The sequence below is a fragment of the Acidovorax sp. FG48 genome (assembly GCF_057809085.1).
Window position 1 is genome coordinate 274,640 of record NZ_JBMDJH010000001.1, and the last position, 12,609, is coordinate 287,248.

Consider the following 12,609-nt stretch of genomic DNA (forward strand, 5'->3'; position numbering starts at 1 on the left):
CCCCTGGGGGGATGGCGCGCAGCGCCTCAGGGGGGCTTCGTGCCTTATCCCTTGATATCGCCGATGGTGCCCTTTTCCATCAGGCACTGCGCAGCCGTCTTGGCCTTGAAGCCATGGCCCTTGCAGGCGTTCTGGCCTTTGCAGCTGTGCTCTGCCGTGGAGCAGTCGCTGTTGCCCTTGCAGTCGTGCACGTTGTAGCAGTGCACGGAGTCGTTGGCGCCAATGGCCGCGCCTTTGGCACCCTTGGGCAGATCCGCTGCGAAGCTGGTGGATGCCAGTGCCAGCAGGGCGGCAGACAGGGCAAAGGAGGCGGTGGACTTGGCTTGGGTAGACAGCATGGTGAGTAACTCCGTAAACGTTGAGGGATGAATGAAGCGGGTAGATCACGCTGCACAACTGAGCGCTCTCTGCCTGGTAATTCGTCCCCCGCGTACTGCGGGTTACATGCCGTCCAAAAACTTTTTCGTGTTGTCGTCTGGCGCTATTGCGCAGAGGGTTCCGTCACCGAAATGTCAGTGTGCACCAGCGTCAGCGGAAAACGCTGGCCCGCCAGGTAGTCCTCCAGGCAGCGCAGCAGCAGGGGGCTGCGATGGCGCTCGGGGCAGGCGCGGATCTCGTCGGCCGTGAGCCACAGCGTGCGCACGATGCCGGTGTCGAGCGTGCGCCAGTCATGGTGCGTGCCCAGCGTGCCCGCAAACGCAAAACGCATGTAGGTGATGTCGTCCCCCGTGCGCGTCTTGGTGAAGCGGTTGAGGTACACGCCAATCAACGCTGTGGGCTCGAAGTCGTGGGCGGTTTCTTCCAGCACCTCGCGCGCGCAGGCCTGGATGGGCGACTCGCCCGGGTCCAGGTGGCCGGCAGGGTTGTTGAGCTTGAGGCCGTCGGTGGTTTCTTCCTCGACCAGCAGAAAGCGGCCATCGCGCTCGATGAGGGCGGCCACGGTGACGTTGGGTTTCCAGCGGTGGGGCATGGCGGGCATTATGACGAGGGCGGGTGACACTGCGCCTACAAGGTCTACAGCGCTCGCGCCATGTACACCGCGCCTTCGCCATAGCTGGCCAGGCGGGCCTGCTGGGTGGCGTCCTGCAAGGGGTGCAGTGCATAGCCCTGCCGCTGCCAGTAGGCCTGCGAGCCTTGCACCGAGACCAGCGCGCTGTGCCGCAGCCCTTCTGCGCGGGCCTGCGCCCACAGGGGCTGCAGCAACGCATGGGCCAGGCCTTGCCCTGCATGGGCGGGCAGCACGGCCATGTCGTGCAGGTACAGCGTGTCGGGCTCAGCAGCGGCTTCAAAGTCGCCGTGCAGCGGGGTGACCTTGCCACGCACGCTGCGGTAAGCCGCCAGGTAGGCACACACCGTGCCGCCCTGCTCCAGCACCAGTGAGCAATTGACGGGGCTGGCGAGGCGGCGAGCAAACACCTCGCCGCTCTCCACAAACCCTTCGCCATAACAGGCCAGTTGCACGGCCAGCAGGTCGGCCAGATCGCTCAGCGCCAGCGGGCGCACCACCACGGACATGGGAGAGCTTCGCTGGGTCAGTGCGGCAACACGGGGGCCTGCACAAAGTCGTCGAGCGACAAGCCCTTTTCTTTCAGCAGCGCCTCCAACACGGGCTGCAGGCGGCCCAGGCTTTCCTGCACGGCCTCGCGCACGGTGTCCACCACCACCTGGGTGCTGCGCTCGATCTCGATGTTCAGGCGGTCGCCCACCTTTTTGTTCTCAAACACGGTGGCGCGGCGGGTCTCGGGGATCATCCAGATCTCGAACCAGCCCTCTTGCCGGTTCACCTCGGCCACCGTGAGGCTGGCGCCGTGGATGGCGATGTAGCCCTTGGCGAATACATAGCGGCGAAACGCCTCGGGCACGGCCACGCGCCACACCAGGTTGTTGTCAAACTCGCGCCGCTCGATGAGCGTGCCGGTGAAATCCACATGGCCCGACAGCGGGTGGCCACCGATCTCGGCGCCGTCCTTGGCTGCGCGCTCCACGTTCACGCGGTCGCCCTGCGCGTAGCTGCCCAGCGTGGTGATGTTCAGGCTCTGCAGCATCACGTCAAAGTTGGCCTGAGTGGGCGACAGAATCTCGGTGACCGTGAGACACACGCCATCGGTGGCCACGCTGGCGCCAATGGCCAGGTCCTGACAGAAGCCTTCTGGAAAATCGAGCGTGAACGTGCGCAGCCCTGCGCGGTCGTGGATGGCGGCAATGCCTGCCGTGGCTTGGACGATGCCTGTGAACATGGTGGCGCGGCTTCCGGGTACGTTGGAACGGGAACCGGGAATTTTGCCACCCGGCCCCCACCGCGCGCTGGCGCCGGGTTACTTGGCGCGCAGCAGCTCGCCCACTTCGAGCAGCACCAGCTCGTTGTCATCCGCCTTGTTCGGATCGCGGCTGCTGCTGAAGGGCAGGTTGTTGTCGTTGCCCACCACGATGTGGCTGCCGTCCACGATGTCCACGTTCTCGATGGTGAAGAACGGGAAGGTGAGCACGCCGTTGTTCAGCGGCTTGCGCGCCAGGCGCTGCGGATCCTGGATGTTCATGAGGTCGATGTAGCCCACCTTGCGGATTTCGCCACCCACGTTGGCGTCGCTCAGCTCGACCTTGTAGACGCGCTTGAACTTGGCAAGGTCTTGGAAGCAGTCCGTGCGCTTCTGGCCTTCAAGGCAGGCCTTGTCGGCCGTGCCTTCGCCGTTGTCGCGCTCGATGATGAGGCCCGTGGTGGCATCGATCATGTTGAAGTCGCCGATGGCGTGGTGGTTGGCTTCCAGCACGTACTTCCAGTGGCGGCCGGTCCATTGCTCGGTCTTCACATCAAATTCGAGCACGCGCAGGTACTGCTTGCCGCCCACGTTTTCGTATGCCTTGGCGCCGTCGTTCCACAGCGCGCCTTCGAGCAGCGCGTAGAGCTTGCTGCCGTCCTTGCTGGAGGCCATGCCTTCGTAGCCCTTGGAGCGCTTGACTTCAAACGGCGTGGGCTTGGCGTCGGGTGCGCCGGGCATGAGCACGCCGGGCGCGTCGGGCGAGCGCACGACCTTGCCGTCCACCTGCGTCTCGAACACGGCCAGCACCTTGCCGTTCAGGTCGGCCTTGATGAGGAAGGGGCCAAACTCGTCACCGATCCACAGCGCGCCACCGGCGAACTGGAAGCTCTCGGGGTCGAAGTCGGCGCCCGTCAGGTAGCGCGTGGCAGTGCCTTCATGGGTGATGCGGAAGGGGATCTTCTTGTCGGGGTCATGCAGGAAGATGGTCTTGAGGCGGTTGAACTGGCCCGACTTGAAGTCCACGGTGTAGTGGCTCAGGTGCAGCATGAAGTCGGGCGAGTTGGCCTTGGAGCCGGCGCCGTTGTCGGTGAGGATCCAGAACGAGCCATCGGCCATGCGCTTGATGCCCGAGTGGCCCTGAAGGGGTTGGCCCTGGAAGGGCAGCGACACACCCGTGTCACGGCCGCCCGACTGGCCCATCACGCTGCCCACGGTATCCACACGGCGGGGCGTGGTGAACTTGCCAGCCACCTGCAGGTCTTGCGGCGCGTCCTTGGGCGCGGCAATCACGGTGAGGGCGGGCAGCACGGCGTGGCCGGCCAGGGTGGCCGGATAGGCCTGCTGGGCGATGGCGGGGGTGGCGGCAGCGCACAGCAGCGCTGCGCAGGCGGCAATTTGGGACAGTCGGGACATGGTGGTCAAGGGGAAGAGAGCCAAAACCGTGAACGATGCCGCCGCCCTGTGACACCGCCATGAAAAGCGGTTCTCCGACGCCCCCACCAGACAACGCCGAATCGGGCACATGCATGGACCTTTTGCCGCTCGCATGAGTCACACCCGCCTCACCCCACCCGCACGGCCTGCGCACCTGCCATGGAAACCCTCTCTGCACTGCAATCCCTCGGCCTGGAGCTGCCCAGCCCGGCCTACATCGTGGGCGCTATCCTGTTTGGCCTGATCGGCATGGCGGCCTACTGGCACGGCAAGCGTGCGCAGCAGCCGCGCACCCGCTGGTGGGGCGTGGCGTTGATGTTTTATCCCTACGTGGTCTCGGCCACCTGGCTGCTGTACGCCGTGGGCGTCGCGCTGTGCCTGGGGATGTGGTGGGACGGGCAGCGCGGCTAGGAACGGTCTGGACGAATCGCCGCAGACCTCAACCGGCGGCGGCCACCAGCCCTGCGCCGTGCCCGCGCGTAAAGGCCTCTTCAAACACCGAATACCCCGACCAGTCGGCATGCGCAAACGCCAGCCGTGCGGTGGCGGGTGTGGGCAGCCAGGCGGAGCGCTCACCATTTGATAGCACCTTGGGCATGAAAGACCTCCGCTCCAGGCCGATTTGACTCAAAAACTGCTGCAAACCCGGTGTGGGGATGGACATGGCGTGCCCGTAGCGGGTGATGTCCACGCGCGTTGCGCGCTGGCGCAGGTCGGGGTGGGGCACGGCCAGGGCGGCCAGGGCGGCGTCTGCCCAGTGCTGCCAGGGCTGGGTGGCCAGTTGCTGGCGGCCGTCCGCCCGGTCGCCCAGCGCCTGGTAGTAGGTGAGCACGGTGGGGCCGGCCAGCGTGGCGCGGGTGTCCAGGCGCTGGTGGCCGGCGTTCACATAGCCCAGGCCCCCCGCCGTGGGGTCGGCATACAGGACGTTGTCCCAGGCCGGCGCAGCGCCGGGGCGGTCGGTGAGAGGGCTGTGGATGTGGATGTTGGCCACCAGCCAGGGCGCCCACGACAGACGCTGGGCCGCCCCGGTGAGGAAGGCCGGCGGGTTCTGCACCACGCGCGCCGCCACGAAGACGGGCAGCGCCACGATGCAGCGTGGCGCCTGCCAGCGCTCCACGCTGTCGGTGGCGTGGTTGAACGCATCCACCTCCACGCCGTGGCGGCCTTCGGTGATGCGCAGCACGCTGGTGCCAGTGCGCAGCTGGCCGCCGCCGTTGGCGGTGTTGGCCAGCGGCCCGGCCAGGCGCCGGGTGATCCAGCCATTGCCCTCGGGCCAGGTGAGCACGCTTTCGCGGGCTTCGTCCACAGCCTCGCCAGGCGCATGAAAACCGTGGCGGCTGGCAAAGTAGTGGATGCCCGCCCAGGCCGAGACGCGGTCGGCCCCGGCGCCGTAGTCGTCGCGGCAGCAGTAGTCCAGGTACCAGCGCAGGTGGGCATCGTCCAGCCCTTCCTGCGCCAGCCAGGTGGCAAACGTCATCGCATCCAGCGCCTGCTGGCTGGGCGCCAGCGGGCGCCTGGCGGTCCACAGCTTGAGTGCGGGCATGGCAAACCGCGCGGCCTTCGACTCACGCTCCACCGCCTGCGCAAAGCGGCGGTACTGCGCCAGCGTGGCCTCGCCCACGCCCTGCACGGGCAGCAGTCCCTCCTGCCACTCGCCCTCGAAGTACAGGCGCTCCTGCGGGCTGTGGCACAGGTGGCGTTCGTCGTACTGCCAGCGCCCGGCCACGCGCTGGCGCAGGCCCAGTTCTTCCAGCAGGTCCTGCACCTCGCGCGCGTCGTCGCCGGGCACGGGCAGGTAGTGCGCGCCCTGCGGGCAGGCCAGGCCATTGACGGCGGTGCCCCGGCTGTTGCCGCCTGCGGTGTCTTCCAGTTCCAGCAGCGCAAAGTCTTGCACGCCCGCCAGGCACAGTGCACGCGCGGCGGCCAGCCCCGCCACACCACCACCCGCGATGATGACCTGTGCGCGCCGCACCACGGCGGGCTCGGGCCAGGTGCCGCGCGCCAGCCACTCGCGCAGCTGGTGGCCGCGCGCCATGTCGATGCCGGTGAACCCGCCTTCCAGCGGCGGCGCGGCGCGGTCGCACCCGGCCAGCGCGGCCGTGGCCAGGGCGGCGGCGCCCGCCACAAACTGGCGGCGCTGCAGGGTCCAGGGGGTCATGCGGTCACGCATCAATCCGACCAGCGTGCGCGGATCTCGAGCAGCTGCGGCACCAGCGGGGCAAACAGCGCCACCAGGGCGGGGTCGAAGTGTTTGCCCGCCTGCGCTGTGATGTGGTCCAGCGCGTCCTGCACGGGCCAGGGCTCCTTGTAGGGGCGGCGGGTGGTGAGCGCATCGAACACATCGGCCACGGCCACGATGCGCGCCGACACCGGGATGGCCTCGCCCGCCAGGCCGCGCGGGTAGCCGCTGCCGTCCCACTTTTCGTGGTGGGCCAGCGCAATCTCGCGGGCCAGCTGGAGCACGCCGGACGGGTGCTCGCCAATGATCTCGGCGCCGATCTCGGGGTGGCGGCGCATGGTGTCCCACTCAGCGGCGTCCAGCGGGCCCGGCTTGCGCAGCACGGCGTCGGGGATGCCGATCTTGCCCACGTCGTGCATGGGCGCGGCGTTGAGCAGGTCTTCGGCCCAGGCCGGGCTGTGGCCTGCGGCCAGCGCCAGCAGCTGGGCAAAGTGGCTCATGCGGATCACATGCATGCCGGTTTCGTTGTCCTTGTACTCGGCCGCACGACCCAGGCGCTGCACGATCTGCAGGCGGGTTTCGCGCAGCTCGTCCATGCGCACCAGCGACAGATGGGTGCGCACCCGTGCGCGCACCACGGGTGGGCTGACAGGCTTGGTGATGTAGTCCACCGCCCCTGCGTCAAACCCGGCCGTTTCGTCCTGGCTGTCGGTGAGGGCGGTGATGAAGATCACCGGGATCGAGGCCGTGGCGGCATCGGCCTTGAGCGCGCGGCACACCGCGTAGCCATCCAGGTTGGGCATCATGATGTCGAGCAGCACCAGGTCGGGCCGCTGCTCGCGCGCCACCTGCAGCGCGCGTTCGCCGTCGGTGGCAAACAGCAGGCGGTAGTCGGCCTGCAGGATGTGGCGCAGCACCTGCAGGTTGGTGGGCTCGTCGTCCACCAGCAACAGGCGGGGCCGCTGGTCGGGGGCCGGGGTCATGCGGGGTTCTCCAGGGGTTCGTCCAGCCAGTGTTTGCGCAGCTGCTGCAGCTGCACAACGGCCTGGTCAAAGTCAAATCGGTCGATGGCCTCCTGCAGGCGCTCGGTGGCATCGGCGGGCAGCAGCTGCACCAGCACGTCCAGCGGCGGCTGGGCCAGCTCGGACTGCACCAAGGCTTGCTGCAGCGCCTGCGCGGCGGCCACGGCCTGCTGGCGCTGGTCGGCGGTCAGCGGTGCGTGCTGGCCCACGCCGGGGGCGGGTGCTGCGGCGGCCTCAGCCTCGTGGGCCAGGGCTTGCTGCACGGCCTGCAACGCGGCGGGCAGGGCGGCCACCAGCGGCGGCAGTGCCGTGAGGTCCAGGCTGTGGGCGGCCTCCTCGATGCGCTGCGCCAGCGTTTGCAGCGGGCCCAATGCCAGGTTGCCTGCCGCACCGCGCAGGCGGTGGGCCAGCGCGCGGGCCGCATCCATGTCGGGCTGCGCCACCATGGCCTGCAAGGTGGCTGGGGTGGCCGCGTGATCGACTAGCAGGCGCGCCACGGCATCGCGCAGCAAAGCACGCTGGCCCCACAGGCGGGTGCCGCGTTCCCAGTCCACGGCGGGCACGGCAGCCTGGGGGGCGGGGGGCATGTCGGGGCCGCGCGACAGGGTCTGCAGGCTGCTCCAGCCCGACGAGGAGGCATCGGGCTGTAGGTGCAGCACGCGGGCGATCTCGCGGAACAGGCGGGCGGGCTCCAGCGGCTTGCTGGCAAAGCCGTCCATACCGGCAGCGCGGGCGTTGCGCCGGTCCTGCTCCAGCACGCTGGCGGACAGGGCGATCACCGGCACCGGCTTGCGCCGTTGCGCCTGCTCGAACGCGCGGATGCGGCGCGTGGCCTCCAGGCCGTCCATGACGGGCATCTGCAGGTCCATCAGCACCACGTCGAAGCGCCCGGCTTCATAGGCAGAGACTGCGTTTTCGCCGTCCCGTGCCACGGTGACCTGGTGGCGACCCCGGTCCAGGTGAATCTGCAGCAGCTCGATGTTGGCTGGCACATCGTCCACCACAAGGATGCGCAGCGGCGGCAGCTGCACGGCCTGACTGACGTTGGCCACGGCAGCCAGGGCCTGGCCCACGGGCAGCGGCACACATACCGTGAACGTGGTGCCCACCCCCAGGGTGCTGCGCACACTGATGCTGCCGCCCATCAGCTCGACCAGCTGCCGCGAGATGGTCGTGCCCAGGCCCGTGCCGCCGAACTGCCGCGTGGTGGATGCGTCGGCCTGTGCAAAGGGGTCGAAGATGCGCTCCAGGTGCTGCGCGGCGATGCCGATGCCGGTGTCCTCCACCTCCATCACCAGCGTGCCGTCGTGGTAGTCCAGCCGCAGCAGCACATGGCCGCGCTCGGTGAACTTGAGCGCGTTGCCCAGCAGGTTGAGCAGCACCTGTTGCAGGCGCAGCGCATCGCCCCGCAGGTAGGGCGGCACCCGGTCGTCCGTCATGCACTGCAGCGCGAGCCCCTTCTTGCCCGCATGGATGCGCAGCGAGGCGAGGATCTGGTCGCACACCTCCTGCAGCGAAAAGTCGGCAATCTCCAGCTCCACCGCGCCTTTTTCAAGCTTGGCAGTATCCAGGATGTCGTTGAGCAGGCGCAGCATGGACCGCGCTGCATGCTGCACCGTGCCCAGGTGACGGCGCTGCTGCGCGTCCATGGGGGTGTCGAGCAGGGCCTCGGTGAAGCCGATGATGGCGTTCATCGGCGTGCGGATCTCGTGGCTCATGTTGGCCAGGAAGGTGCTGCGCGCGGCAGCGGCCTGCTCGGCACGCTCCTTGGCAGTGCGCAGCTCTTGCTCCATGGTGCGGCGCTGGGTGAGGTCGGTCGCAAACTTGACGACCTTGAAGGGCTGGCCCTGCGCGTCAAAAATGGGGTTGTAGGTGGCCTGGATCCAGATGCGCCGCCCGTCCTTGCCGAGTCGCTGGTACTCACCGCCATCCAGCTGGCCAGATCGCAGCTGTCGCCAGAACTGCGCATACGCCTCGGTCTGCGCGTAGGCGGGCTCGCAGAACATGCGGTGGTGCTGGCCCACGATCTCCTGGAGGCCATAGCCCATCAGACTGAGGAAGTTGTCATTGGCGTGGAGCACACGGCCCTGCATGTCGAACTCCACTACCGCCAGCGCGCGGTTGATGGCGCGCACGGTGCTTTCGAACTCTGCGTTGCGCTCCTTGAAGGCGGTCATGTCCATGATGACCCCGTCAATCCATTGCACTTGACCATCGTCCCCCACGACGGGGCGCCCGCTTTCGGACACCCAGCGCAAGCGGCCCTCGCGGTCACGCAGGCCAAACTCCACGTGATAAGGCCTGTGCTCCTCAATGGCTGCCGACACCTCGTTCCAAAGACGGTCCACCTCTTCAGGCAGCGTTAACTGTGTGAAGTTGACACGCCCTTGCAGGAAGTCTTGCGGCAGCCACCCCGTCAGCGCTGTCACGGCATCACTGATGAACAGCATGGTCCAGTCGGCGTCATAGCGGCAGCGAAAAGTCACACCAGGAATGTTCCCTATCAGCGAGCGCAAACGCTGCTCGCTCGCCTTGAGCTCCTGCTCCATCGCTCGGCGCTGGGTCAGGTCGCTGATGAACCCCACAAACACCGGTTCGCCATCCAGCGGTACGCGTCCAACCGCAATGCGAATGGGCACGGTATTGCCGTCGGGGCGCAAGGCCAGCACCTCGCGGCTGTTGGCGCCGACCACGCCACCGCCCTGGCCCTGCAGGTAGCGCTGCAGGTAGGTGTCATGGCGAGAGCGATCAGGCTCGGGCATGAGCATGGACACGTTCTGGCCCACCACCTCATCGGGGCGCCACCCCAGGATGCGTTCGGCCGCCGCATTGAAGGACTGCACCCGGCCCTGCGCATCAATCATCACCATGCCATCCACGGCCGTGTCGGCAATCGCGCGCAGGCGGGACTCGCTCTGGCGCATCTGCAGGAACATTTGCCGGTAGCGCAGGCCAGCGTTGATGGCGATGACCAGTACACCAATAACCAGGGCCACGGCAGCCACCGCCAGGGCCATGGGAGTGCCCTCTGCAGCAGCCAACAGCTCCAACTCGTTTGGCGCCTCGATAAAGCGCAACGCCGCCATCCCGGTGTAGTGCATGCCCGCAATGGCCAGCCCCATGACCACGCCCGCTGCCAGGTTCAGCCAGCGGGCCCGCCAGCGAACCACCCGCTCCAGTCCAAATCGCACCCACAGGGCCACAATGGCCAGCAGCACGGCCACCAAGACGGAGGCCGCAAAGCCCCAAGGATCAAAGCGCATGAATGGAGCCCACTGGGACGCCTCCATGCCGATGTAATGCATGGCGCCAATGCCAGCGCCGACGAGCACGCCGCCGACGACCAGGGCTGCACGGCTGATTTCGCGGCGCATCAGCAGCCCCAGCGCAACCCACGACGCAGCCACGCTCGGAAGCATAGACAGCGCTGTCATCCAGGGATCAAAACGCCCGCGCCCACACACTGTGAACGCCAGCATGCCGATAAAGTGCATCGACCAGATGCCCCCACCCAACGCCATCGCCCCCGACCCCCGCGCCATCTGGCGCATGAAACGGGTGTCTGCACGCCGGGCCAGGCCCGCCATTTGTAGCGCTAGCACAGACGCCAGCACCGCCATCGCTACAGACAGCGCCACCAGCCAAGGATCATGCTGGGCCCAGAGCAGCGGATAGGGCTGTGCGTTAGAGAGGAAAAAGAAATCCGGCATCGGGAGCCCACGGCGATCAGGTCTTGACAGCTTTGTAGCCGATTGTGACGCCCGTGCCACCGGGCAGAACCCCTGCAAATTGCTCGGCGAATGCCCGTTGGCCCCCAAGCCATCGCCGGCTCAATGCGCCACCACCTTGCCCCATTCGCGCTCGTAGCTGTGTACCAGCGCCTGGTTGGACAGGCGGTTCACATCGGCCGGCACCCGCGCCATATCGAGCGGAAAGTCGAACAGCAGCGGCAGCGACGGTGGGCTCAAAAACCGCAGCCCCGGCGGCAAGGCATCGGGCAGGCGCCAGGGCCTGCGGCTGGCAATAACGTAGCCCCATTCGCCAAAGCTGGGCACATGGGCGTGGTACGGCGCTGTCGAGAGGCCCACGGATTCGATGGTCTGCACCACCGTCCAGAAGCTCTGGCGCGCCACCAGCGGCGAGGTGGTCTGCACCACGGCGTAGCCACTGGCCGCCAGCCGCTTGTCCAGCAAGGCATAAAAGCTGTTGGTGTAGAGCTTGCCGATGGAGAAGTTGGTGGGGTCGGGAAAGTCCACCACGATGACGTCAAAAAGGTCCGTCCCCTGCTGCAGCCACCCAAACGCATCGGTGTTGACGATGGTCACCTTGGGGTTTTGCAGCGCGTGGCCGTTGAGCTTTGCCAGCGTGGGGTTCTCGCTGAAGATGCGCGTCATGGCCGGGTCCAGCTCGACCAGGGTGACGGACTCGACCGAGGGGTACTTGAGGATCTCGCGCACCGCCATGCCGTCGCCGCCGCCCAACACCGCCACCCGCTTGGGCGCGCCGTGCGCGGCCATGGCGGGGTGCACCAGGGCCTCGTGGTAGCGGTATTCGTCGGACTCGGAAAACTGCAGGTTGCCATTGAGGTACAGCCGGTGGCCATAGCGGCCCTGCGTGACCACGATGCGCTGGTAGGGCGTGGCCGTGGTGAAGATGATGCGGTCCTGGTAGAACTTGTCCTCGGCCAGACTCGTGATCTGCTCGGCCCCCGCCAGCCCGGCCAGCAGCAGTCCCACCACCATCAGGCAGGCGAACAAGTGGGCTTGGAGGCGCCGCAGCTCATGCCGAAACAGCCACACCGCCCACAGCGCCACGGCGGCGTTCATCAGCCCGAACAGCAGCCCGGTACGGATAAGGCCCAGGTGCGGCACCAGCAGCAGCGGAAACGCCAGCGACACCGCCAGCGCGCCCAGGTAGTCGAACGTGAGCACCTGCGAGACCAGGTCCTTGAGCACCACGTTGCGCTTGAGGATGCGCATAACCAGCGGAATCTCCAGCCCCACCAGCGTGCCCACCACCAGCACCATGCCGTACAGCAGAAACCGGAACGCGCCCGGCGCGTACGCATTGGCCAGGAACAGCGTGGCGGGCAACGCCCCGCCGATCAGCGCCACCAGCAGCTCGATGCGCAGGAAGTGCGCGGGCAGCTGCCGCTCAAAATAGCGCGACAGCCACGAGCCCAGGCCCATGGCAAACAGGTAGGTGCCGATGATGGTGCTGAACTGCAGCACCGAGTCGCCCAGCACATAGGAGGCCAGCGCACCGGCGGCCAGCTCGTACAGCAGGCCGCAGGCCGCCACGACGAAGACGCTGATGAGCAGTGCGATGTCGATGGGGCGGGGGCCGGAGGTTGGGGGCGGCACCGCAGGCGCGGACGCAGTGGAAGGCGGGGTGGGAGACGACAAGGCGGCGGTCAGCGCACCCTGCCGGGTGCGCCGCTTCGTTCATTCAGGCGGTATGGGCTCGAAAACGCGTCAATGCGTCGCTGCGTCAATGGATGGCAGCCGCCACGATGATGCTGATGCCCAGGCACATCGCTGCCACCACCAGGCCCAGCGCCTGGTTCTGCTTTTCAACGATCTCGCGCCACAGGTCATAGGGCGTGATCTTGTCCACGATGACAAAGGCCAGCCAGAAGATGATGACGCCAATGATGGCGTAGAGGATGGACCCGAGAAATGCCGCGGGTTTGAGCCATTCGAATCCCATCATGGTG

General features: G+C 67.3%; 11 protein-coding genes. 1 reads left to right on the top strand and 10 read right to left on the bottom strand.

From position 1 onward, the window contains the following. Positions 1-44: 44 nt before the first annotated feature. From bufA2 to ACODSU_RS01300, 5 genes are all read right to left on the bottom strand, one after another. On the bottom strand, positions 45-338 hold the full coding sequence (gene bufA2, locus ACODSU_RS01280; RefSeq protein WP_488839470.1) for a BufA2 family periplasmic bufferin-type metallophore: 294 nt from the start codon (positions 336-338) through the stop codon (positions 45-47). A gap of 143 nt (positions 339-481) precedes the next feature. After that, positions 482-970, bottom strand: a complete 489-nt coding sequence (locus tag ACODSU_RS01285; protein WP_056057615.1) for an NUDIX hydrolase — start codon at positions 968-970, stop codon at positions 482-484. Positions 971-1,014: 44 nt separating this feature from the next. Next, positions 1,015-1,515, bottom strand: coding sequence for a GNAT family N-acetyltransferase (locus ACODSU_RS01290; RefSeq protein WP_488839472.1), 501 nt, complete (start codon positions 1,513-1,515; stop codon positions 1,015-1,017). Positions 1,516-1,532: 17 nt separating this feature from the next. Then, complete coding sequence (locus ACODSU_RS01295) at positions 1,533-2,237, bottom strand: riboflavin synthase subunit alpha (RefSeq protein ID WP_298455670.1); 705 nt, start codon at positions 2,235-2,237, stop codon at positions 1,533-1,535. Positions 2,238-2,315: 78 nt separating this feature from the next. Continuing rightward, positions 2,316-3,671: an esterase-like activity of phytase family protein gene (locus ACODSU_RS01300; protein ID WP_488839475.1), complete on the bottom strand. Its 1,356-nt coding sequence runs from the start codon at positions 3,669-3,671 to the stop codon at positions 2,316-2,318. A 180-nt stretch (positions 3,672-3,851) separates the two neighbouring features. Between ACODSU_RS01300 and ACODSU_RS01305 the strand changes: the two genes are divergently transcribed. Beyond that, positions 3,852-4,103 carry a hypothetical protein gene (locus ACODSU_RS01305; RefSeq protein ID WP_056056709.1) on the top strand — a complete coding sequence of 84 codons (252 nt, stop codon included), beginning with the start codon at positions 3,852-3,854 and terminating at the stop codon, positions 4,101-4,103. 28 nt (positions 4,104-4,131) lie between these two features. On the opposite strand, the gene ACODSU_RS01310 is transcribed toward ACODSU_RS01305, so the two are convergent. From ACODSU_RS01310 to ACODSU_RS01330, 5 genes are all read right to left on the bottom strand, one after another. Next, positions 4,132-5,850: an NAD(P)-binding protein gene (locus ACODSU_RS01310; RefSeq protein ID WP_488839478.1), complete on the bottom strand. Its 1,719-nt coding sequence runs from the start codon at positions 5,848-5,850 to the stop codon at positions 4,132-4,134. A gap of 11 nt (positions 5,851-5,861) precedes the next feature. Next, positions 5,862-6,854, bottom strand: coding sequence for a response regulator (locus ACODSU_RS01315; RefSeq protein ID WP_343734004.1), 993 nt, complete (start codon positions 6,852-6,854; stop codon positions 5,862-5,864). Further along, entirely contained in the window at positions 6,851-10,603 is a 3,753-nt protein-coding gene (locus ACODSU_RS01320; protein WP_488839480.1) for a PAS domain S-box protein, read from the bottom strand. The genes ACODSU_RS01315 and ACODSU_RS01320 overlap by 4 nt, the downstream gene beginning before the upstream one ends. Positions 10,604-10,723: 120 nt before the next feature. After that, entirely contained in the window at positions 10,724-12,298 is a 1,575-nt protein-coding gene (locus ACODSU_RS01325) for a polyamine aminopropyltransferase (RefSeq protein WP_488839482.1), read from the bottom strand. Positions 12,299-12,383: 85 nt separating this feature from the next. After that, a complete protein-coding gene (locus tag ACODSU_RS01330; protein WP_015016355.1) occupies positions 12,384-12,602 on the bottom strand; it encodes a DUF350 domain-containing protein in 219 nt (72 codons plus the stop codon). Positions 12,603-12,609 lie beyond the last annotated feature (7 nt).